This window comes from Streptomyces sp. SID12488 (genome assembly GCF_010548275.1).
Classification (GTDB): domain Bacteria; phylum Actinomycetota; class Actinomycetes; order Streptomycetales; family Streptomycetaceae; genus Streptomyces.
This window is the reverse complement of record NZ_JAAGLT010000008.1, coordinates 172,207-194,687: the sequence shown is the minus strand read 5'-3', so window position 1 is coordinate 194,687 and position 22,481 is coordinate 172,207. Positions and strand designations below refer to the sequence as shown.

Here is a 22,481-nt window from a genome sequence, read left to right as displayed (position 1 = left end):
AGGAGAAGAGCGATGTTCACCCTCGACGCCCACGCCGCCACGTCACCCGGCGAGCACTTCGTCCCGACCACCGTAAAGCGCCGTGGCACCGGTTCCCACAAGGCCGCGCAACCGATCATCCGCCACCTGACCCGGCCGGGAGCCATGCCGTGATCGGTCTCGAACTCGTCGTTGTCCTCGGTGTGGCGGTGCTGTTGGGCAACGCCGCCGGTGACCGGTACCGGATCGCCCCGCCCGTCGTACTCCTCGTTCTCGGCGCGCTGCTCGGTTTCGTGCCCGCGCTGCGCGAGGTGGAGCTGCCGCCGGAGGCGGTCCTGCTCATCTTCCTGCCGGTGCTGCTGTACTGGGAGAGCCTGACCACCTCCCTGCGGGAGATCCGGCGGCATCTGCGCGGCATCATCCTGATGAGCACCGTGCTGGTCATCGGCACCGCCGGAGCCGTGGCTGCCGTCGCACACCAACTGGGGCTGGGCTGGGGTCCGGCATGGGTGCTGGGCGCGGCCGTGGCCCCCACCGACGCGACCGCCGTCGGCGTCCTCGCCAAGTCACTGCCCCGCCGCAACGTCACCCTGCTGCGCGCCGAGAGCCTCATCAACGACGGCACCGCGCTGGTGCTCTTCGGGCTGGCCGTCGGCATCACCGTCGGCGAGGACCACTTCACCCTCCCGCACGTCAGCGCGCTGTTCGCCGTCTCCTACGTCGGCGGGACCGCGGCCGGAGCGTTGACCGCATGGCTGGTGATCAGGGCTCGGCGGGTCTTCGACGACCCGCTGCTGGGCAACGTGACCATGATCCTCACCCCCTTCACCGCCTATCTCCTCGCCGAGCTGATCCACGCCTCCGGCGTCCTCGCGGCCGTCTCCGCAGGGCTGATCATGAGCCAGGCCGGACCGCGCATGGCCGCGGCCGCGATGCGCCGCCAGGCGGAGGAGTTCTGGTCGCTGGCGACCTTCCTGCTCAACGGTTCGCTGTTCGTCCTCGTCGGCCTGCAGGCCCAGGCCGCCGTACGCGAACTGCACGGCGGTGACCTGACCCACGCTCTCATCGCCGTCGCGGCCGTCTCCGCCGTGGTCGTCGCCGCGCGCTTCGCCTTCAACTTCACCGTGCCGTACCTGATCCGCCTGCTGGACCGGCGTCCGGAGCAGCGCCGGCGCCGGATGAACTACCGCGCCCGCGTGATCACGTCGATCGGCGGCTTCAGGGGCGCGGTCTCGCTGGCCGTGGCCCTGTCCGTGCCGACGACGCTCGACTCCGGCACGCCCTTCCCCCACCGCGACACCATCGTCTTCGTCACCACCGGCGTCATCATCACCAGTCTCGTCCTACAGGGGCTGCTGCTGCCGGCCGTGGTGCGCTGGGCCCGGCTGCCCCACGACACGTCGGTGGAGGAGGAACGCCTCCACGCCGAGACGACCGCCACCGAGGAGGCCCTCAAGGCCCTCCCCTCGCTGGTCGACGACCTGGCCACGGACCCGGCCGTAGCCGAACGCATGCGCGAGGAGTACGAGTCCCGCCTGCTCGTCGTCCGCGCCGACGATGGCGAGAGGGACGGCGACGACGAGGACATCCTGCGCCACCACCGGCACTACACCGCCCTGCGGCTGGCCCTCCTCGCCCACAAACGCGCCACGCTGGTCCGCCTGCGCGACGACCACGAGATCGACGACACCGTGCTGCGCCACGTCCAGCGCCGGCTCGACCTCGAAGAGGTACGGCTGTCCCGACGCCAGGCCGCCGAATGACCCCCACCAGGACAGGAGCCCTCCCATGCCCGCGTCCCCGGACGAGAACCCCCGCAACGAGGTCCTCGCGGCCTACCGCGCCCACCTGCGGGCGATGACCGACGGCGACACCGACACCCTGGACGACCTGCTCGACGACGGCTTCACCCTCACCCACATCACCGGGTACCAGTAGCCCAAGTCGGAGTGGCTGTCCCAGATGCAGGCCGGCCAGTTCATCTATCACGGAGTGATAGAGAAAAGCATCGCCGTCGACGTGGACGGCGACACCGCCCGCCTCGTCGGCCGCATCGTCACCGAGACGACGGTCTACGGCACCCAGGCCGACTGGCCACTGCAGTCGAGACCCTCACGGCCGACGATCGACATGAACCCGAACTTCGTCGCCACCACGACCTGGTCACAGCGCCCCTTGACGGCCCGGCCCACGAGGTCCTCGTCGGTGTGGGGCCCGTAGACCTCGTCGGACGTGCTTCGTGAAGGGCTCCCTGTTCGCCGGGTGCCTGTCCCTCATGTCTCACCTTCAAGCTGATTGCGGTCTGTTGCCTTCGCTCACCACGAGGGGGACCGTGCCGCGCTGGGTAGCGGGGTGCCGGAGTGCGACAGGGTCCCTGACGCTGTCCGTCGCGTGCGGCAGTCGGCTCGCGTTTCCTCTTGCGCGATCAGGGACGAGCCTTCATTATCAGGAATCCTGTTAATTTAACTTTGTAGTGATTGGGTGAGCCGTGGCATTCAGTCCCAGAATCCAGGCCAGAGGGGTCCAGCTGCTGCTCGGCCGAGTGATGAGCCGCGTACACAAGGATCTGCGCTTCACCGACATCCCGAAGCGCACGGAGACCGTCCGGGTGGAGACCGATGCCGGGCCGGTGACCTGCACCGTCTACCGCCCGTCGGCCGCCGCCTCGGCTCCTGCCCCCGTGTACGTCAATTTCCACGGCGGCGGTTTCGTGATCGCCCGCCCCGAGCAGGACGACCACATCTGCCGCTACATAGCCGCCACGGCCGGATGCGTGGTGATCAACGTGGACTACGCCGTCGCCCCGCAGAGGCCGTACCCCGCACCCGTCACCCAGGCGTACGACGTCACCGCCTGGGTGGCCGAGAACGGCCCCGCCAACAACTGGGACGGCTCGCGACTCGCCGTGGGCGGACACAGCGCCGGGGCCAGCCTGACCGCCGCGGTCTGCCGCACGGCCCGGGACCGCGGCGCCTTCGCACCCCGCCTCCAGATCATCGACTCCGCGCCGCTCGACCAGGTCGCCGACCCGGCCACCAAACAGTCACCCATCGCCAAGCCTCTGCTCACGCCTCAGCTCATGCGGGTCTTCACCGCCGCCTACGTCCCGGACCCCGCCGACCTCGCCCATCCGCTGGTGTCACCCGGACTGGCCGACGACCTCGGCGGACTGCCGCCCGCCCTGGTCATCACCGCCGAGCACGACCGCCTGCGCGACGAGGGCGACGCGTATGCCAAGGCCCTGGAGGCTGCCGGCGTTCCGGTCACCCATCGTTGCTTCGAGGGTGTCGACCACTACTTCACCCACACCGGCCCGGCACCGGCCGGGAAGGAAGCCATCGACCTGATGGCCACCACGCTACGCACGGCACTCAGCGCCTGACGCTGACGGGCTCATTGTCGAGATTCGACAGGCAGATCTTCACCCTGAGGAGCGCTGACAAGCCCTGCAGAGCCCTGCAGAGCCCTGAGGGTATGGTGCTTCAGATTCCACGATGAACAACAAGGAACAGGATGCAGCCGCCCCGTCCCCGTATCGGCGGGGCCGAGGCTGTACGCGTCCGGGGTTCCGATCAGCGGTCGGACAGCCCCATGGCCGCCACGTCGAGACGCTCGCCCGAGGTCGGGGTGAGGTTGCCCAGCTTCTCGATCTGAGCTGCGGTCAGTTCCCCACCATCGGCGGCGGTGTTGTCCTCCAGGTGGGCCACGTGCTTGGTGCCGGGTATCGGGTATCGGGGCGATGTCGTCGCCCTGGGCCAGCAGCCAGGCGAGAGCGACCTGGGCGGCGGTGGCGCCTGCCTCGTCGGCTACGGCCTTGACCTCGTCGGCGACCCGGAGGTTCTGCTCGAAGTCACCGGGGAGGGACCGCGGGTTGTTCTTGCGGAAGTCGTCCTCGTCGAACCAGTCGGTCGAGCGGATCGTGCCGGTCAGGAAGCCGTGGCCGAGCGGCGACCAGGGCACGAAGCCGATGCCCAGCTCCCGCGTGGTCGGCAGGATCTCCGCCTCCGGGTCACGCGACCACAGGGAGTACTCGGTCTGCAGGGGCGGTGATCGGGTGTACGGCGTGGGCGCGACGGATGGTGTCGGGCGCGCGCCTCGGACAGGCCGATGTGGCGGATCTTGCCCTGGTGGACCAGCTCGGCGAGGGCCCCGACGGTGTCCTCGATGGGCGTGTCCGGGTCGACGCGGTGCTGGTAGTACAGGTCGATGCAGTCGGTCCCGAGACGCTTCAGCGAGCCCTCGACCGCGATCCGGATGCTGGCCGGGCTGCTGTCGAGGCCCTCGCCGCCCGTGTGTGAGATGAACCCGAACTTCGACGCCAGCACCACCTGGTCGCGGCGGCCCTTCAAAGCCTTGGCCACGAACTCCTCGTTGATGAAGGGGCCGTAGACCTCGGCGGTGTCGATGTGGTTGATGCCCAGCTCGAGCGCCCGGTGGACGGTACGGATCCCCTCGGCCTCATCGGTGTCCTTCCCGGTGTAGAAGGCGTTCATCGGCATCGCGCCGAGACCGATGCGGGAGACCTCCAGGTCGCCCAGCTTGATGTGCTTCATGCTTGCCGCTCCGGCACGCCGCATCGCTGCCGCACGCCGGGGTGAGGACGCGGAATGGTTCCCGCGCGAGAGGTCTGAACTTCAGGCCGACTCCAGCCTGCTCGCCGGGCTCGTCCGGTGGCAGGGCGAGCTGGCCCGGGGAGCGGTGTTCAAGGTGTGACAGGGCCCCCACTCCCCTACCGGGCAGGTCACGGGGCCCTGCACACCCCTACGGCGGCTCAGCACACCCCGATCGGGTGGGTCACGAACCTCCACCGGCCTGACGCAGCGCCAGGCTCCGTCACGCCGACTCGCCCGTTCGCCCATGCCCGCGCCTCGGCGACGACCGGCAGCACTCGATTTCGCTACAAGTTCCGAAATTATTCGTGATGGGTCCGCCATGCCACCGAAATCTGCACTTCATAGCGTCACCATCAGCCGCATAGGCACCATCGCACGCATCGAACTCATCACAGTCATCAAAGCCATTGAGCCCGTCAGGCTCAAAGACGTGCTTTGCCATGAAAAAAACCACTGTCCTCAGCATTGCCATGAGACAGGAGTCCCCAAGTGTCGAATCCCTCCCGACGCGGCGTCCTCAGACTGACCGCCGGCACCGCTCTTCTCGGCGCCCTCGCCCTGACCGGCTGTGGCCGCGGCGACGAGACCAGCACCGCGAAGGCCGCGGCCAAGCCCATCGGCACCGACCCGGCCACCGGCACCGTCAAGGTCTGGGCGCCACAGGGCGACGCCGGCGTGCTCGACAAGGTCATCAAGCCGTTCAAGGCCGCGAACCCGGACGTCACCGTGAAAATCACGCTGATCCCGAACGGCGAGTACTACACCAAGCTCCAGTCGGCGATCGCAGCGGGCAAGGGACCCGACCTCGCCCAGTTCTTCCCCGAGGCACAGTCGCAGTTCCTCGATCCGTCGATCCTTCAGCCCGTCCCGGACGGCCTTGTCGACAAGGCGGACTTCTTCGGAAGTCTCTGGGACGCCGGTGTGGTCAAGGACGTCGCCTACACGGTGCCCTGGTACGCCTACACTTACGCGCTCGTCTACCGCGCCGACCTCGCCAAGAAGGCGGGCGTGAAAGCGCCGGCCACGTGGGACGAGACGGTGCCGTTCCTCAAGGCCCTCCAGGGCGCGGGGGCCAAGCGCGGCCTCGGGGCCGACATCGGCTGGGACAGCTTCAACGGCCAGGACGTCGCGATGTACGCCTGGCAGGCCGGCGGTTCGCTGCTCTCCTCCGACGGGAAGTGGACCCTCGACACTCCGGCGATGGCCGACGCCCTCCGGTACAACGCGTCGTTCTTCACCTCCGGCACGGCCGACACCAGCGGGCCCACGTTCCTCGACGCGCAGCCGTACTTCGTGTCCGGGAAGACCGCGTCGATGATCACCGGCCCGTGGGTGATCGGGCAGCTCGACGGCGCCGCGAAGAAGGATGGCTGGACGGCGGCCAACGTCGCCACCGCGCCCCTGCCCGCCGGGGCATCGAGCGATGTCTCCTTCTCCGGCGGAGGAACCTGGGGCGTTCTCGCGACCAGCGGCAACGCGGACGCGTCGTGGAAGCTCGTGCGGTACGTGTCGAAGCCGAGCACCCAGGTGGCGCAGTACAAGGCGTACAGCTCGCTGCCGGCGGTCGTGTCGGCCTGGGACGACTCGGCGATCAAGGGCCAGCCGCTACTGGACGCGTTCTTCACGCAGCTGAAGAAGACGCGGGCGTTCCCGCAGGTGAGCACATGGCAGCAGGTCGCGACGCGGCTGGGCAAGGAGATGGAGGCCGTGGCCAAGGGCACACAGACCGCGGAGAAGGCCGCCGCGAACATCCAGGCGTACGCCGACAGCGTCGGCACGGGTACGAAGTGAGCCGCGCATGACCACCAACGTCGCCCCCCGGGCGCCGCGCGCAGGACTGCGCGGCCGTCCGGGGAGGGTCCCTGCGCGCCGTCGCTCCCGTGGCGTGCACCGAACAGCCGTCGCCTGGCTGTTCCTCACCCCGTTCCTCGTCATGTTCCTGCTCTACACCGCGATCCCCACCGTCGCCGCGCTCGGGTTCAGCCTCACCGACCTGCACGGTGCGGACCTGCGGCATCCGTTCGCGGTCGACTTCACCGGCCTGGACAACTATCTCCGGCTGTTCCAGGACCAGAGCTTCCTGCGGGACATCCTGAACACCGTCCTCTTCGTGGCCGTCGGGGTACCGCTGACCATGGGGGTCGGCTTCGCACTGGCCCTCGCGCTGAACTCCGGCATCCGGCGGCTGCGCGGGGTGTTCCGTACGTTCTTCTTCGCGCCCGTCGTCACCAACGTCGTGGCGGTAGCCCTGATCTGGCAGTACGCCTTCAACGCCGACGGCACCGTCAACAAGGTGCTCGGCGCCATCGGCCTCGCCGGACCGAACTGGCTGGACGACCCGAACCTGGCGATGCCCGTCGTCATCCTGCTCGGCGTCTGGCGCAACTTCGGCATCGCGATGGTCCTGTTCCTGGCCGGCCTGCAGGCGATACCGCAGGACGTCTACGAGGCCGCCGCCCTCGACGGGGCAGGCCGTTGGCGGCAGTTGAGGCACATCACCCTGCCCCTGCTGCTGCCCACCACCCTGATGGTCTCGGTGCTGCTGACCGTCTTCTACCTCCAGGTGTTCGACGAGCCATATCTCCTCACGAACGGCGGCCCGTTGGGGTCGACCGAGTCGGTGGCGCTGTACACCTACCGCCAGTTCGGGGCGGGCGAGTACGGGGTCTCCTCGGCGGCGTCCTTCGTGACGCTGGTGCTCGTGGCCCTGGTGAGCATCGTCCAGTTCCGATTGTTGAGGCCCCGCGCATGACCGCTGTCACCGCGTCGGAGAACACCGACCTGGCCACCCGAACCACCGGCGTCCGCAGTTCCGTACGCCCCCGGTCCGTGGCCCGCCCCCTGCTGTACGGCGCGCTGGTGCTGTGCGCGCTGCTCACGCTGCTCCCCTTCCTGTGGGTGACCAGCGGCTCGCTGCGCAGCCTCGACGAGATCCGCTCCGACCCCGGCGCCTGGCTGCCGCACGACATCACCCTTGACAACTTCACCCGGCTGTTCAGGACCGAAGGCTTCGGCCGGTTCATGGCCAACAGCCTCGTGGTCGCCGCCATGGTTGTGATCGGCAACATCGTGGCGGCATCGGCTGCCGGATACGCCCTCGCGAAGCTGGAATTCGCGGGCAAACGGCTCGCGTTCGGCGCGGTCATGGCGGCGATGATGATGCCGTTCACAGCGGTGTTCGTCCCGCAGTTCGTGATCACCGTCGACATGGGCCTGGCGGACACCCTGGCCGGGATCGCCCTGCCCAGCGTCGCACTGCCTCTGTCGGTCTTCATCATGCGGCAGTACGCGTCGTCGATCCCCGACGAGCTGTTGGAGGCTGCCCGGATCGACGGCGCCGGCGAGTTCCGGATCTTCTTCCGGATCTTCCTCCCGCTGGCCGGTCCCGCGGTCGCGACGATCACGATCATGTCGTTCCTGACCTCGTGGAACTCCTTCATCTGGCCGCTCATCGTCGCCCAGAGCACGTCCACCTACACGCTGCCGGTGGGCCTCGCCGCCACCAGCCAGGCGGCGGCACACATCACCGACTACGGCCTGCTGCTCGCCGGTGCGATCGTCGTGATGCTGCCGGTACTCGTCCTCTTCCTGTTCCTGCAGCGGTACTTCGTGCAGGGCATCTCCGGAACGGGAATGCGGTGATCCCGATGGACGACCGGATGGACGAACGGACGGACTCACTCCACCCGCTCGGCGGACGGGCAGAGTCCGGGGTGGCGAAGGCATGGTGACGTCCACGACGAACGGGATGAACCAGAGCGCCGTCCGCCGCGTCAACACGTCGGTCATCCTGCGCATGCTGGCGGTGTCGGCGGGACCGATGACACTGACCGCGCTCGCCGAACAGGCCGGCCTCTCCCGTCGTACCAACGAGCTGATCCTGGATTCGCTCATCGAGGCGGGCTGGGTCACCGAGCTCGACCGCGTGCCGACCAGCGGCTGTGCCGGGCGCCCCGCACGACGGTACGAACTGCGCGCGGAGCATGCCCTGTTGGCGGCCGTCTATCTCAACACCTCTGACGCGTCGGCGGTCATCTCGGACGTACGCGGCCGGATCCTCAGCCGGGCGCGGCGTCCGCTGCGCGCCTACCAGGATCCGCAGGCCACGCTCGATGACGCGGCAGCCCTGGTGCGGGAGGCCCTCGACGACGCGGGCGGCTCCGTGGACCGACTGAGAGCCGGCGCGGTCGCGGCTGGTGGCGCGATCGACGACGAGGGCGTCGTACGACGGCTGGTGCACACCACGCGCTGGGAAGGTGTGCATCTGCCGGACGAGCTCGGGCGACGCCTGCGGGTGCCCTGGTTCGCCGACAACGACACCAACCTCGGTGCGCTGGCGGAGCGTTGGCGGGGCGTGGCGGGTGACCACGACAACGTCGTCTGGGCGATCCTCGGCAACCGGACCGGTCTCGGCATCCTGATACGAGGGGCCGTGCACCGGGGCCTGGACGGCGCAGCGGGGGAGATCATCGAGGTGCGCTCGATACCGGTCGGCTCGGTCGAGAACCTCTCGGTCGCCCAGCTCACCTCGCCCGAAGCGGATCGACGCAGGGTCGCGCTGGGCCGTTTCGACGCGGCCCGGGCGGGAGACGCGGAAGCGCTCGCCGAGGTCGACGAGTTCGTCGAGAACATCACCTCGATCCTCGTCACCCTGTCGTGGACGGTCGCGCCCTCGCTCATCGTGCTCGGCGGCGGTCTGGAGGAGGCGGCCGATGTGCTGCTGCCCCGGGTGCGCGAGGCGATGCGCGCCGCCCGCACCCCGGCGATCGAGCTGCGCGCCACCGGGCTGGGCCGCGACGCCCCGCTGATCGGCGCCGTGAAACTGGCACTCGACCGCATGGACACCGAACTGTTCGGACCACTCGCTCCGCGGGCATGAGCATGGCTTTTCCCCCGCCCATCAACACCCGCGGCACCAGACATGGAGTCTCCTTGTGACCGACACCCCCCGCACCGGCGTCCTCATCGTGGGCAGCGGCATCATGGGATCCCTGGTGGCCCGGCTGCTGCGGGACAGCGATCCGGCGCTGGACATCACCATGGTCGATGGCGGCCAGGCCATCGGCAGGGCCCCGGGCCTGCATCTGCACGACGTGGACGATCCCGTTCTCTGGTCGCGCTACAACGAAAAGGTCGGCACTGGTATCCAGGGCATGTACACGGGCGCCGGAGTGGTGCGTGAGGTCGCGGACAGCCTCACCGGCCTGACGCCCGGCATGTTCCACGCGCTGGCCTTCGGCGAGGACGCCGAGGCGATGCCGGCGACGGCGCTCGCGTGGAACGCGGGGGGCATGGGCGTGCACTGGACCGCCGCGACCCCGTGGCCCGCCGGACCCGAGGTGTTCGACTTCGGCGACCCGGCCCGTTGGGCGGCGGATCTCGACACAGCGCACCGGCTGCTGGCGGTCACGCCCTCCCCCATCGGCCCGACCGAGGCCGGCCGCATGGTGCTCGACGTACTGCGCCGTCGCTTCGAGGGCGTCGGACCGGACGACCGACGGCCGCAACCGATGCCCATGGCGGTCACCTCGACGGGATCGGGACCCATGCCGCGCACTGCCCCGGGGACGATCTTCGGGGCGATCTCGGCGGGCGGCGACCCTGCCTTCACTCTGATGACGGGGACACTCGCGACGGCCCTTCTCGTCTCGGACGGCCGAGTCGCGGGCGCCCGGCTGCGGCGCATCGCCGACGGCACGGAATCCGAACTCCACGCGGACGCGGTGGTGGTGTGCGCCGACGCGTTGCGCACCCCGCAACTGCTCTTCGCCTCGGGCATCCGCCCGGAGGCGCTGGGCCGCTACCTCAACGAGCACGCCTTCGTCACCGCCCGGGTGTTGCTCGACCTCGACCGGTTCGGCATCGATCTCGACAGGTTGCCGCTCCCCCGCGTCGGCGAGTTCTGCACGGACTCGCTGTGGCTGCCCCAGAACGGAGCGGTCCAGCCCTTCCACGGACAGATCATGAACCGGACGTACCTGGACGAGGACGGGCACCCCCTCGCGCACTCCGTCGGCCTCACGCTGTACGCCCCCGTCGAGTGCCGCCCCGAGAACCGGCTGGTGTTCTCGGAATCGGAGACCGACCTCGCCGGGCTGCCGCGCATCGGCGTCGAGTTCGAGTACTCCGACACCGATCGCGCCCTCATCGACCGGGCTCTCGCCGAAGTCCGTTCACTGGCCGAGGAGTTCGGCCCGTTCGACCCGGCGACCGAACTCGCGCTGCTCCCGCCCGGCTCGTCCCTGCATCTGACGGGCACCGTGCGGTCGGGCACGGCCGACGACGGGACCAGCGTGTGCGACCCGGACGGCCGGGTGTGGGGCATCGACAACCTGTACCTGGCCGGCAACGGCGTGATCCCCACCGCGATGGCCGCCAACGTCACCCTCACGGGAGCCGTGACCGCCGTACGGACGGCCCGTGCCGTCACCGCCCGCACCGTGGCGCTCGCCACCCACTGACAGGAAGCTGAACCATGATCGACATCGCGAAGGAATACCGCGTGGCACTGCCCGCGTGGATCGATGACGAGCTGGCCGACGTGCCCGCCGTCGTCCCGGACCGCGACGACCGGATGCGCCTCGTGCACCGGCTCGCGGACCGCAACTGGCGTGAGGGCAACGGTGGTCCGTTCGCGGCACTCGTCGCCGAGCAGGACACCGGCCGGATCGTCTCGGTCGGCGTGAACGTCGTCCTCGCCTCCGGTGTCTCCAGCGCACACGCCGAGGTCGTCGCCCTCGGCCTCGCCCAGACAGCCGTCGGCGGCTGGGACCTGGGCGGCGAAGGGATGCCGACGCACGAGCTGGTCGTCAACTGGCGTCCGTGCATTCAGTGTTACGGCGCAACCATGTGGTCCGGCGTGCGCGGCCTCGTGGTCGCCGGCGAAGGCCCCGAACTGGAGGAGATCACCACGTTCGACGAGGGCCCGCTCGGCGCGGACTGGGCCGAACAGTTCGAGACACGCGGCATCAAGGTCGTCCAGGACGTGCTCCGGGACGAGGCGCTGGCAGTGTTCCGGAACTATCGCGAGGCAGTCGACGAGGCCGACGGAATCGTCGTCTACAACGCCCGTGGCGGTGCCGAATGACAGCCGTGACACCGCGTTTCGCCACCGACGTGGTCACCTTCTACCACCCGGGCTTCTGGGACCTCACCTCCGCCGACGCCGTACGCGACTGGGCGTTGGCCAACCCCGAGAGCTTCTGGGACCGGGTAATGGACGCCCTGGCCGAGGCCGGTGTCACGGGCATCGAACTGACCTTCGCCCCCGGCGACATCGAGTCCGCCCTGCGGGCCTTCGGCAGCGCGCCCGCCTTCCGGCGCGAGCTGGCAGCCCGGGGTCTGTCCGTCGTGAGCGCGTTCATCGCGGACAGCGACGCCCCCGACTGGCGGGACGGCGACAACCTGCCCGCGATCGTCGCCGACGCCGAGCGACGCGCGGCCTTCCTCGCCGACGTGGGGGCGCAACTCCTCGTCGCCGGACTGCCCATGCGCACGACGTACGGGACACGGCCGCCCTTCTTCGTCGACGCCGCGTACATGACCCGGATGGCCGACATCGCCCACACCGTCGGTGAGGCCGTCGCACAGCACGGCGTGAAACTCGCCTTCCACACCGAGTCCAACAGCACGCTCTGGTACGAGCGGGACATCGACCTGTTCATGGCCCTGACCGACCCGCGCTACGTCTGGCTGTGCCCCGACTCCTGCCACATCGCACTCGGCGGCGGCGACCCCGTCGCCGTGGCACGCCGCCACTCGCAACGCATCGCCCTGGCGCACTGGAAGGACGCGGTCGGGCCGATCGACGTCGAACTCACCATCGACGACACGGTGTTCACCCAGCAGCAGCCCTACATGACCGAACTGGGCACGGGCATCGTGGACTGGCGGGGCTGGGCCGAGGCGATGTCCCGCACACCCGGCGCCGGCACGGTACTCATCGAACTGGACGAGGCGGCCGATCCGGTCGCCGCGCTCAGGGCGGGTACAGCTGTGGCAAAGAAGGCCTTCTCTTGATCGACTTCTCCGCCTGCGTCGAGACGCTGTTCCTCGAAGGCGACCGGCCGCTCGACGACCGAGTACGCGCCGCGGCCGACTCCGGGTTCCGTGCGGTGGAAATCTGGGGCTGGTGGGACAAGGATCTGGCCCGGCTCGCACGAGCACTGGACACGACAGACACGCAACTGATCACGCTGTGCGTCGAGTCGTGGAAGAACAAGTGCGACCTGGGTGACCCGTCCTCGCACGACGAGTTCCTCACCCGGGTGCGGGCAGCCGCCGAGGCCGCTCGGCAGGTGAACACTCCTCGACTCGTCGTGCTCGCCGGCGACGTCGCGCCGGGAATCGAGCCGACCGCTCAGGTCCACAACGCGGTCGCCGTACTCGCCCGGGCAGGGGAAGAAGTCAGCGGGGACGGCCCCGAACTGCTCGTCGAAGTGGTCGATCGAGAACACGAAGGACCGAACGCCTTGATCTCCGGTTCACGATCGGCACTTTCCCTCCTGGGCCGCCACGAGTTCGGCACCGGGACCATCGACTGGGCCACGGAACTCGCCTGGCTCCAAAACGCCGGCTACGAGGGCTACGTAGGCATCGAGGCGACACCACTGGGCGACAGCAGCCACGTCTACGCAACGGCCCGAGCCCTCCTTTGATTCTCCGGCGGCGTTTCGCTGTTCCTGCTGCTCAGGCAGCTACAAGGGCGTCGTCGTGTCTGGCTCGCGCTGCACGAGCTTCTCGAAGAAGAACTCGTGCTTGAGGAACGACGTCTCGTGTTCCGCCCCCGGGTAGGGCGGGATCAGTTGGGCGGCCTGGATGAGACGCCAGCCGTCCTCCAGTGCGGCGACGCCCGTCTCGTACGGCGGCCCATCGCTGTCCCCGGTCGTGGGCCGGGTTGCGCCGGTACCGTCGTAGCGGGCCCATCCGATGACCGGGGAGTCAAGGGCGGATGTGCCGAGGTACAGGACAAGAACCTGCTGCCGCACTGTGGTCGAACTGGTCACGCACTTCTCCTCTGCGCAGGTCGGTTGGTGATGCGGGTCGCCCAGTAGTCGATGTCGAAGTCGGGGTCGGCGGCCAGGAAGCGCCAGAGCCTGATCCGGTTGTGGATCTCCAGCCTGCCGGTGGCCTGTTCGTACCAGGGGAAAAAGTGTCCCAACTCCTCACGCACGGCCGGGTCGTACAGGTCCCCCGTGTCCCAGAGCCGCACCTGCGGCACGGTCGGATTGAGACGGATCTTGTACATGTGGCGAACGATGTCGCTGTCGTTGCGCCTGCCTCCGTGCCAGATGCCATGGTGCAGCAGGATGACCGTGCCGGCCGGGCAGGTCAGCCGGGCCTGGCCGCGCAGGTTCTGGTAGCGGCCGGTATCGGACTCGTTGGTCCGGCGCAGATGACTGCCCGGGACGATGAGCGTGCCGCCCATGTCCGCGGTGACCGCCTGCGGGTAGTACATGAGCTGCACATCGAAGGCATCGGTCCGCAGATCGATGAGAGCGTCGGCGTGCAGCGGCTGCGCGCTGCCCTCGCGCGGTTCACGCGTGTGCACGAAGTGATGGTCAACGGTCGGATTCACGCCCACCAGGCTCTCCAACGCGCCTGCTACGGCGGGCAGTTCGACGAGTCGTCTCGCGAAGGAACCCTCGGGGAACGCCTTCGGCACGGGTGTGCCGTACGGCACTGAGGGCAGCCCCGCCGCGAAGACGCCGAGCGCCTCCTCGTTGAGCTCCCGGGGCACGATGCCGTCGAGGCGCAGGAAACCGTGGGCCACGAACCGCGCCACCTGAACAGTGCTCAGTAGTTGTCGTGTGGTTGACATACGCCAACCGTAGAAAGAGACAGTGCGGAAGTCGTGGGCTGTAATCAGCAAGCACTGGTGATTTTCCACCATGGCCCGCGCCTGGAATTGGCTCTCGACCTGCCTCGGGTCAGCTGTTGTGCTGTTTCACATCGAGTACACGGTGGAGAGGACATGGCGGCTGCTGAAGGGGCACGGCTGGACGTGGCAGGAGCCGGCGCGGCGCGCGATCACCCGTGCCGAAGATGGCGTGGGCCCGCGGAACTGCGCCGAGGCTCCGATGGACACGCCCATCGGAGCGCCCATCGGAGCCTCAAGTCCGTCAGCCCAGACCGAACCGCTCGGCGTGCACCTGCAGGTGGGGAACCTTCAGCCCGCGCAGGGAGCTGAGCACGGCCGTGGTCATCGCGGGCGGCCCGCAGACGTACACGTCGCGTTCGGTTATGTCGGGAACCAGGGCACGGAGACTCTCCGGCTCGAACGGCGAGCTGCCTTCCCCCCTTCGGCCGGTGAGCAGGTGCAGCTGCCCGCCGCGGTCCGCGACCAGAGTTCGTACCTCGTCGACCAGCACGGCATCGTCCTCGCTGCGTACCCGGTAGAGCACGACGACGTCGCCGGCCGGTTCCTCCTCCAGCAGGGCTCGAACCGGAGTGATCCCCACTCCTCCGGCGATCAGCAGTGCGCCGGGCCGTGTCCGGTGCAATGAGGTGAACGCCCCGTACGGCCCCTCGACGAACGCGCGGCTCCCGACCGGAACGTGCCGCAGGCCGGCGCTGGTGCTGCCGACCGCCTTGGCGGTGAGACGCAGTGTGCGGCCGTCGGGTGCTGCCGACAGCGAGAAGGGATTCGCCAGCCACCAGTGGTTGTGCCCGGGGAACCGCCAGATGCAGAACTGGCCCGCCCTGGCCGGCAACTTGTCGAGGTGTCGGCCCGTGACGTGCACCGACACCACGTCGTCCGACTCCGGCACCACCGCCACGACCTCGAAACGGTGATAGGCGTTGCGCCACAGAGGCATCACGATCCGCCCCGTGACCAGGGCACCGAACGCGAACAGCCACAGGGCCCACCAGTAGATCATCGCGGGCGCGGAGGAGCTGAAGGTCGTGGTCTCCTGCAACTGGTGGACGAATGCCAGCCCCAACGCCACGTACAGCAGCAGGTGCACGCCGTGCCACGTCTCGTACCGCAGCCGCCGCCTCACCTGTCGGGCGGAGACCGCGGCGACCACGACGACGATCGCCGCGGCCAGCATCCCGAGCAGGGAGGCCGGCACTCCGGCCAGCGAGGAGAACGCCTTCGTCATCGACGTGTCAGCGAGCCTCGCGTAGCCCAGCACCACCAGCACGGCGTGGGTCAGGAGGGTCCACAACAGCGAGAAACCGACCCACCGGTGCCACCCCGTCAACCGGTCCATGCCGATACGGCGGTCGAGCCACGGCAGCCGGGCCACCAGCAGCAGCTGGAACAGCATCAGCACGGCGGCATGCAGGCCGAAGAACTTGGCAACCGTGAGCACCCCGTTCTTGCCGGTCCCGGCGGTGAGGAACAGGACCTCGACGATCACCAGGTTGACGACGACAAACGTCCACAGCGCCCAACGCGCCACGACGACCGGAGGTATGGTCCCCTGTCGCAACCGTGTACTTGTAGCCTCCACCGCTTCCCCTCTTGTCCATGTGACGCGCCGGCCCGGTACCCGGGCGGTCGCGGGGACCCGCGCGTCCTGATCTGATACGGCGCCCCTGGGCGGGGCAAGAGTACGGAACATGGCGAGGAGTTGGCCCTGTTTGGCCTCGACTGTTCTTGTTCCGCGATCGGCACGCCGGTCGAGCGGACCACACGTGCCTCATGAGGGTGCCCTGCGATCACTTCGCGGGGCGCCCTCTCGTTCCTCGACATCACCCTGGTGAACCCGCAGTCGGCCGCCCCAGCGAGTCGGCAGCCCTACGCGCCGAGGCCGCCGACGCGATGCGCGGGTCGGTGACCACTGCCGACGGTCACCGCGAGGGCGCCCACCCCGGCGGCGGCCAGTAACGTCCGTCGGCGCAGCGGGCCGTCCGAGGGTGCCGCGTAGGTGCCGTCGAGAACATCTGGCATCTGATTACTCCTCACACGACGGCAGTCGTCCGGACCGCCGTCGCCGCGTACGTTGAGTGATTAAGGTGTTAACCACAAGCCGTCATAGGGCTGTTGGGATGCATGGGGTACACATGACGAGTTCGCGTGTCTGGCGGCGTCCCACGCTCGGCGCCGTGGCGGCACGGGCGGGAGTGTCGACGGCCACGGTGTCGAACGCGCTCAACGGCACCGGCCGGTTGTCCGAGGCGACCAGGCAACGCGTGCTCGCCGCGGCGCGCGAGGTCGGTCACGCCCCGGCCAGCGCGGCCCGGGCCCTGGCCCGCGGGAGCACCGGCGTGCTCGGCATGACCATGACGACGTACGGTGACCTTCCCGTCTCGTACATGGAGATCCCCTATTACGCGCAGCTGGCGTTGGGCTCGATGGCGGCGGCGCACGAGCGCGGCTACATGCTCATGGTGATGCCGAGTTCCCTGTCACCGTGGATGTGGCTCAACACGCCGATGGACGGCGTCGTCCACGTCGAGCCGCTCGCCGACGACCCGGTGCATTCCATCCTGCGGGAGCGGGGTATCCCGATGGTCACCGCCGGCCGGCCGCCCCAGCCGCACTGGCGCGACGCATGGGTGGACACCGACTACGAGGCGGGCCTGCACCTCCTGCTCGACCACCTCACGGAGGCCGGCGCCCGGCGGATCGCACTCTCCCAACCGCTGCACGACGACGAGTACCCGCAGCGGATCGGCCGCGCCTATGCCTCCTGGTGCGCCGAGCACGACATGCCCACCCTCGTCGAGGAGTACGCCTCGCTGCCCGACTACTTCACGGCCGAACGGGACGCTGTCCGCCGACTGCTCAACCACGATCCACGACCGGACGCCGTCATCGGCGTCTACTCCGACTCCGGTCACAACATCCTCGCCGCCGCCCGGCACCACGGGCTTCGAGTGCCGCAGGATCTGCTGGTGGCGTGCATCAGTGAGGATCCGGACTACGCGACGACGACACCGCCCCTCACCACGCTGGGCCTCCGCCCGGACCGGGTGAGCGACGAAGCGGTCGACCTGCTGATCGCTCTCGTCAACGCCCGCAGCGGTGTGGACCGGCATCGGCTCGTTCAGCCGGTCCTGACCCCTCGCCGGTCCACACGACGACCGGTACGTCGAGAGAACGGCACCCCCTGACCGCACGGACCGGACCACAGTGGCGGGGGCATTGCCTCGCCGTCCCGTGTCGTTCGGATCCGGTCGGCCTTGTTTCTCGTATGGGCGGCGTGCGAGAACGGGGAAACGGAGCGCGAGGAAGTGGGTTGCGGACGAGGGGTGCCGTACCCGGTGTGCGGCAGGACGGTCCGCAGAGGCTTCGATGTCGTGGCATGGACCTGGTCCGCCGGGCCGGGCGGCGACGGCTTCGGCGGCAGGCTCGGAGCGCTGCGTCGGCGGGCGGCGGAGCGCTCCGAGCGAGCCGGTCAGAACGAGCAGGTGTCCGTCCAGCGCGTGATCAGGGATGTGTTGTTCCTGTCGGCGTCACGTACGGGACCACACAGGAACGGGCTGAAGCGGGTGTCGGCACGCAGCCAGAGGCTGAGGAACGACACGATCCACTTGCCCTGCTTGGCCTTGTTGCCGGAGCCCGTCATCGGGCACAGATGGTCGCCCGGAACCTCGATGTAGAGCTTCTCGGCCTGGGACATGGAGTTGTACCAGGGCAGCGCGTAGGTGTTGCCGTGGGCGACGGGGTCGCTTGCGCAGGTCAGGAAGAACGTGGGGTCGGTGACTGCGGAGAAGTTCATGTTCGGGTAGTAGGGGGCCGTGGGCACGCCCGCACGGAAGCGTGCGTCGTCCCGGAGGGCCGCCATGACGCCACCGCCCCCCATCGAGTGACCGACCGCACCGAGCGTGCCGTTGAGCTTGCCGGACATCGGGTTGCCGGTGGCGTCGCCGAGGGCGAGCAGTTGGGTGCCGGCGGCGCTGATCTGGCGGCCACGCGATGCGGGATCGTCGGTGAGTGTGTTGGTGCCGACGTTGATGACGACGAAGCCCCAGGAGGCGAGGCGGGGCGCGAGCCATTGCAGGTTCTGCTGTGTGCCCTGATAACCAGGCATCAGTACGACGCCCGGGTACGAGCCACTGTTCGTGGGGTACGTGACCGTGCCGGAGCCGTACCCGGTTGGGCCGGGAACGGTGTAGGTGGCGGTGGTCAGCGGCCCGTCGGTGGCCTCGAGGGAAGCGGTCGTCGGGTCCGGGATGTCGTTGGCCGGAGGGGTGTCCTCACCGGTGCCGTATACCTGGAACTCCCACAGCGAGTAGCCGTAGGCGGTGCCGCGCCGGGTGCCCTGGAAGCGGACGTACCGGCCGTTGCCGTTCACGTCGAGGGTCTGCGCGCCGCCGGTGCTCGTCGTGGTCGAGTAGATGGTGGCCCAGGTGGTGCCGTTGTCGGAGGTCTGGATCTGGAACGCACGTGCGTACGCGGCCTCCCAGTGCAGCACGACTTGGGTGATGGTGGCGGTGGCGCCCAGATCAATGCTCAGCCACTGCGGGTCACTGAACGTGCTCGACCAGCGCGTCCCGGTGTTGCCGTCCACGGCCGCCGACGTGGGGGTGGACGCGTTCTCGGCGGACGAGGAGGTCGCGGGTTTGCCCTGGGACAGCAGGTCGGCTGCGGCCGCCGGCGGGGCTGCGGCTGTCAGCAGGGTCAGCGCCAAGCCGATGGTGGTCGCCAGGGCGATCAGTGCCGTCATGGCGCGGGATCGGGTCCGTAACGGCGTGACCGTGTGAGTGGAACTACTGGATGGAAGCATTGCTTTTACCTCCGGATAGCGGTGGGAGCGCGGTAACCGGACAGCGGGGTGCGCCCGCGCTGTGAGAGCTGCCGGATTCGCCAGTAGGCGGTCTCTCACAGTGCGGAAGGAAACGGAAGGGGCGTCGCGTGCGGCGGCTACCGGGACTGTGCGAAGAGCCAGTCGGTGACCACGTCGTTCTCATACGTCTGGGCCCATGCGAGGTGTGGGTTCACCGGTGTCGTTCCGGGCGGGTAGCTCGTGAACAGTACGTGGCTGCGCGTGGCCCGGGCCTGCCGTAGGAGCGCCCGGGACCGGGCCTCGAACTCTGCCTTCGGCAGATCGTTCGCCCACTCCCCACGGCTGACCCGGGTACCGGCGGTCTCCAGCGCGTTCATCAGGGTCCAGGTGCCGGGGGTGCCGAACCGGCCCTCCCGGTAGAGGACGACCGGGTCGTCGACGGAGTGGTCCGCCCAGATCGGGATGTGCGTGATCCTTTCCATGGTGGCCGCGTCGCCCCAGCCGGCCGTGGGCAGGGCTGCCGCGAACACGTCGGGGCGCTTCGCCAGCAGACTGTAGATACCGCGCGCACCCGAGGACAGGCCCACGAGATAGAGCCGGGCCGTGTCCACGTTTCGGGAGTGCTCGCTCACGAAGGTGTCGATGAGTTCGATCAGAGCGGCCTGGACCTTGGCGTCGGTCCAGTCCGTGCCGTCGGGTCCGTCCATGGGACGGGGCAGGGGGATCTGCGGCGACAGGACGAACGCGGGGTCGCGGCGCTGTCGTTCCGGTTCGGCGAACGTGACCGCGATCCGGTTGGAGGTGAGCTGGGTCATGTTGTTGTCCGCGACTTCGCCACCGCCGTGCAGGGTGACGACAAGTGGATACCGCTTGCGCGTCTGCGGGTTCCGTACCAGTCCCTCGGGCCGGTACAGCCGGAAGTCCAGTTCGAAGCCTGCGGAGTCGGTGTAGGAACCGGCGGCGAAGTCGTCGACCACGGGAGTGATGACATCGTCGTTCCGGCTCGCGAACGGACCAGCCCTGAGCACTGGTTCGCCTTCCGGGGTGTGCACGTCCGCCACCTGCCTGACGGAGTAGGCGCGGTCCAGCGGAAGGGGGTCGGTGCCCGCGGCCCACGCGTTGGAGTCGTTCGGGTCGAGTTCGATGATCAGGCGGTCCCCCGGCCGTCCGGGCTGAGATCGGTCGTCCACGTCGGCGGTGGTGCTGGAGTAGACCCGGATCACCGTGCGAGCCGCCGTTTGTCCGCCGACGGTGGCCTTGACCTGGAAGGCCGAGGGTGGGATCACCCCACCGCGTAAGTCGATGCGATACGAGTACTGGAGGGCGACGGCTGTCACCAGCCAGTTGTTCCTCGGCGTCACCCGCGTGACAAGGTCCGTTCGCAGGACCGGATTACGCCCGGAGGCAGCTTGTCGAGCTTGGGATGTGGCTGCCGTGGTGTCGGCGGCCTGGGCGGTTGCCACGCTCACGGCCGGCGCCGCGACCGCACCCGCTGTGACTGCGAGCGCCGTACGTCTGGTGATCCGTCTCATGCGTCCTCGTCTCGGTCCTGTGGGGCACCCGTACCGGGTGCCTGGCGTGTGTGGAGGTGTTCGCCCTGTCCCCGATTACCCGAAGCGGGCGGCACGTTGGAGGCCTGCAAGGCATGTACGGTGGCTGCCCGGACCCTGCGGTCGGCGGGGAGTGCGCTCAGGTCCGGGACACCGGTCACAGCGGGAACGCACCGGTCAGCAGGGCGCCTGCAGTCATGACCAGGGTGGTGCCGAAGGCCCAGCGGAAGATGAAGCGCTGGTGTTCACCGAGCGCCACACCGCTCATGCCGACCAGGATGAACGTGGACGCGGTGAGCGGACTGAGCGGGAACCCCGTGGTCATCTGGCCGAGAACGGCAGCTCTGGCGACCTCGGCCGGGTCCGTGCCGAAGCCCTGCGCGGTCTCAGCGAGTACGGGCAGTACGCCGAAGTAGTAGGCGTCCGGGGTGAAGACCAGGCTGAGCGGCATGCCGGTGACGGCCACCGCGACGGGCAGGTGCGGGCCCAAGGAGTCGGGGACGACGGAGACGAGCGTCTCGGCCATCTCGTCGAGCATCCTGGTGCCGGTGAGGATCCCGGTGAGGACTCCGGCCGCGAAGATCATCGTGGTGACCAGGACAACACTCTTGGCGTGCTTGTCGAGCAGCGCCTGTTGCTGTTCCCAGGTGGGGTGGTTGACCAGCACCGCGATCGCGAACCCGAGGACGAACAGCACCGGAAGCGGCAGTACTTCCTGGATCAGGCAGACCACGAGGGCGATGGTGAGCAGGAGATTGAAGATGTTCAGCCAGGTCCGCGGCAGGGGCGGGACCCGGACGGTGCCGGGCCCGTCCCCGGGAGCCCGGAGTGCCTGACGTCCCCCGTCTGCCGTCGCGGGGGTGATGTGTCGGCTCGACTCGGGTTCCGTGGTCGCCGAGGCCGTCGTCGCAGCGGCGGGTTCACGGTCGTCCCGCTCGTCGTCGCCCTCGCGCCCGTCCGTGGCCGGACCCGGCGGGGACAACGCGGCAAGGCGGTCGCGTTCCCGGCGGCCGAGCAGGTACGAGGCCACCAGCACCCAGGCGACGCCGAGGCCCATCGCGGGCAGCACGGGGTTGAAGACCTCGGAACTGTCCAGTTTCAGCGCCGCCATGGCGCGTGCGGTCGGGCCACCCCAGGGGACCATGTTCATCACGCCCGCGCCCAGGCACACCACTCCGGACAGGACCAAGGGGTTCATACCGAGCCGCTTGTAGACCGGCAGCAGTGCGGAGACGGTGATGAGGAAGGTGGAGGCGCCGTCGCCGTCCAGGGCCACGCACAGCGTGAGGACGGCCGTGGCGACGGTGATCCGCAACGGGTCGCCCCGCGCCACACGCAACAGACCGCGGATCAGGGGGTCGAAGAGCCCGGCGTCCACCATCAGGCTGAAGTACAGGACCGCGAAGGCGATCATGATGCCGGTGGGGGCCACCTTGGACAATCCACCGAGAATCAACTCGCCCAGATCGCCGGCGAAACCGCCGATGAGCGCCGCCAGTACCGGAAGCAGGATCAGAGCCACCAGTACGGAGGCGCGTTTGGTCATGGTGAGCAGCAGTAGGACGGCGATCGTGGCGAAGCCCAGGGCTGCCGGCATGGCGGCGCTCACTTTCTCGGGGATGGCCCTCGGCGGCGGTGGGCGGGGGGGAAGGCGAGCC

The 22,481-nt window shown here is 69.0% G+C and carries 21 protein-coding genes and 2 pseudogenes; 14 read left to right on the top strand and 9 right to left on the bottom strand.

The features are described 5' to 3' along the window. Positions 1–12 precede the first annotated feature (12 nt). The 3 genes from G3I56_RS15815 to G3I56_RS15805 are packed head-to-tail and all read left to right on the top strand — an operon-like array spanning position 13 to position 1,917. Complete coding sequence (locus tag G3I56_RS15815; protein WP_164409611.1) at positions 13–153, top strand: hypothetical protein; 141 nt, start codon at positions 13–15, stop codon at positions 151–153. After that, positions 150–1,742 (top strand): Na+/H+ antiporter, encoded by a 1,593-nt coding sequence (locus tag G3I56_RS15810; RefSeq protein ID WP_164409610.1) that lies wholly within the window; start codon positions 150–152, stop codon positions 1,740–1,742. The genes G3I56_RS15815 and G3I56_RS15810 overlap by 4 nt, the downstream gene beginning before the upstream one ends. A gap of 25 nt (positions 1,743–1,767) precedes the next feature. Continuing rightward, on the top strand, positions 1,768–1,917 hold the full coding sequence (locus G3I56_RS15805) for a DUF4440 domain-containing protein (protein ID WP_164409609.1): 150 nt from the start codon (positions 1,768–1,770) through the stop codon (positions 1,915–1,917). Between the two features lie 188 nt (positions 1,918–2,105). On the opposite strand, the pseudogene G3I56_RS43845 reads toward G3I56_RS15805, so the two are convergent. Beyond that, positions 2,106–2,213, bottom strand: a pseudogene (locus tag G3I56_RS43845) (aldo/keto reductase); the annotation flags it as partial. Between the two features lie 254 nt (positions 2,214–2,467). Here G3I56_RS43845 and G3I56_RS15795 point away from each other — a divergent pair. Then, positions 2,468–3,361, top strand: a complete 894-nt coding sequence (locus tag G3I56_RS15795; RefSeq protein WP_343239950.1) for an alpha/beta hydrolase — start codon at positions 2,468–2,470, stop codon at positions 3,359–3,361. A gap of 190 nt (positions 3,362–3,551) precedes the next feature. On the opposite strand, the pseudogene G3I56_RS15790 reads toward G3I56_RS15795, so the two are convergent. Further along, positions 3,552–4,532, bottom strand: a pseudogene (locus G3I56_RS15790) (aldo/keto reductase). Between G3I56_RS15790 and G3I56_RS15785 the strand changes: the two are divergent. The 9 genes from G3I56_RS15785 to G3I56_RS15745 all read left to right on the top strand — a co-directional run bounded on the left by G3I56_RS15785 (position 4,531) and on the right by G3I56_RS15745 (position 13,249). Next, positions 4,531–4,692 carry a hypothetical protein gene (locus tag G3I56_RS15785; RefSeq protein ID WP_164409606.1) on the top strand — a complete coding sequence of 54 codons (162 nt, stop codon included), beginning with the start codon at positions 4,531–4,533 and terminating at the stop codon, positions 4,690–4,692. The pseudogene G3I56_RS15790 and the gene G3I56_RS15785 overlap by 2 nt on opposite strands. Positions 4,693–5,081: 389 nt before the next feature. Continuing rightward, complete coding sequence (locus tag G3I56_RS15780; protein ID WP_164409605.1) at positions 5,082–6,383, top strand: extracellular solute-binding protein; 1,302 nt, start codon at positions 5,082–5,084, stop codon at positions 6,381–6,383. A gap of 7 nt (positions 6,384–6,390) precedes the next feature. Further along, positions 6,391–7,344 carry a sugar ABC transporter permease gene (locus G3I56_RS15775; protein ID WP_164409604.1) on the top strand — a complete coding sequence of 318 codons (954 nt, stop codon included), beginning with the start codon at positions 6,391–6,393 and terminating at the stop codon, positions 7,342–7,344. Further along, on the top strand, positions 7,341–8,234 hold the full coding sequence (locus G3I56_RS15770) for a carbohydrate ABC transporter permease (protein ID WP_164409603.1): 894 nt from the start codon (positions 7,341–7,343) through the stop codon (positions 8,232–8,234). Before G3I56_RS15775 ends, G3I56_RS15770 begins: the two co-directional genes overlap by 4 nt. Before the next feature lie 82 nt (positions 8,235–8,316). Next, positions 8,317–9,471: an ROK family transcriptional regulator gene (locus G3I56_RS15765; protein ID WP_164409602.1), complete on the top strand. Its 1,155-nt coding sequence runs from the start codon at positions 8,317–8,319 to the stop codon at positions 9,469–9,471. 55 nt (positions 9,472–9,526) lie between these two features. After that, entirely contained in the window at positions 9,527–11,053 is a 1,527-nt protein-coding gene (locus G3I56_RS15760) for a GMC oxidoreductase (protein WP_164409601.1), read from the top strand. Positions 11,054–11,067: 14 nt separating this feature from the next. Then, complete coding sequence (locus G3I56_RS15755) at positions 11,068–11,679, top strand: nucleoside deaminase (protein WP_164409600.1); 612 nt, start codon at positions 11,068–11,070, stop codon at positions 11,677–11,679. 5 nt (positions 11,680–11,684) lie between these two features. Continuing rightward, positions 11,685–12,611, top strand: a complete 927-nt coding sequence (locus G3I56_RS15750; RefSeq protein WP_164409683.1) for a sugar phosphate isomerase/epimerase — start codon at positions 11,685–11,687, stop codon at positions 12,609–12,611. Beyond that, on the top strand, positions 12,608–13,249 hold the full coding sequence (locus G3I56_RS15745; protein ID WP_164409599.1) for a TIM barrel protein: 642 nt from the start codon (positions 12,608–12,610) through the stop codon (positions 13,247–13,249). Before G3I56_RS15750 ends, G3I56_RS15745 begins: the two co-directional genes overlap by 4 nt. A gap of 39 nt (positions 13,250–13,288) precedes the next feature. Here the strand turns inward: G3I56_RS15745 and G3I56_RS15740 are convergent, their stop codons facing one another. The 4 genes from G3I56_RS15740 to G3I56_RS15720 all read right to left on the bottom strand — a co-directional run bounded on the left by G3I56_RS15740 (position 13,289) and on the right by G3I56_RS15720 (position 16,491). Next, positions 13,289–13,597, bottom strand: coding sequence for a hypothetical protein (locus G3I56_RS15740; protein WP_164409598.1), 309 nt, complete (start codon positions 13,595–13,597; stop codon positions 13,289–13,291). Next, positions 13,594–14,412 (bottom strand): phytanoyl-CoA dioxygenase family protein, encoded by an 819-nt coding sequence (locus G3I56_RS15735; protein WP_164409597.1) that lies wholly within the window; start codon positions 14,410–14,412, stop codon positions 13,594–13,596. The genes G3I56_RS15740 and G3I56_RS15735 overlap by 4 nt, the downstream gene beginning before the upstream one ends. A 301-nt stretch (positions 14,413–14,713) precedes the next feature. Further along, positions 14,714–16,030, bottom strand: a complete 1,317-nt coding sequence (locus G3I56_RS15725) for a ferredoxin reductase family protein (RefSeq protein WP_164409596.1) — start codon at positions 16,028–16,030, stop codon at positions 14,714–14,716. Between the two features lie 308 nt (positions 16,031–16,338). Next, positions 16,339–16,491 carry a hypothetical protein gene (locus G3I56_RS15720; RefSeq protein WP_164409595.1) on the bottom strand — a complete coding sequence of 51 codons (153 nt, stop codon included), beginning with the start codon at positions 16,489–16,491 and terminating at the stop codon, positions 16,339–16,341. A 113-nt stretch (positions 16,492–16,604) separates the two neighbouring features. Here G3I56_RS15720 and G3I56_RS15715 point away from each other — a divergent pair, with 113 nt between their 5' ends. Beyond that, positions 16,605–17,657, top strand: coding sequence for a LacI family DNA-binding transcriptional regulator (locus G3I56_RS15715; RefSeq protein WP_164409594.1), 1,053 nt, complete (start codon positions 16,605–16,607; stop codon positions 17,655–17,657). Between the two features lie 284 nt (positions 17,658–17,941). Here G3I56_RS15715 and G3I56_RS15710 read toward each other — a convergent pair whose 3' ends face one another. The 3 genes from G3I56_RS15710 to G3I56_RS15700 form a co-directional block, all read right to left on the bottom strand. Continuing rightward, complete coding sequence (locus G3I56_RS15710) at positions 17,942–19,213, bottom strand: discoidin domain-containing protein (protein ID WP_164409593.1); 1,272 nt, start codon at positions 19,211–19,213, stop codon at positions 17,942–17,944. A gap of 197 nt (positions 19,214–19,410) precedes the next feature. Next, positions 19,411–20,610: a PHB depolymerase family esterase gene (locus tag G3I56_RS15705; RefSeq protein ID WP_343239949.1), complete on the bottom strand. Its 1,200-nt coding sequence runs from the start codon at positions 20,608–20,610 to the stop codon at positions 19,411–19,413. Between the two features lie 370 nt (positions 20,611–20,980). Continuing rightward, positions 20,981–22,420 (bottom strand): citrate:proton symporter, encoded by a 1,440-nt coding sequence (locus G3I56_RS15700; protein ID WP_164409591.1) that lies wholly within the window; start codon positions 22,418–22,420, stop codon positions 20,981–20,983. Between the last annotated feature and the right edge of the window lie 61 nt (positions 22,421–22,481).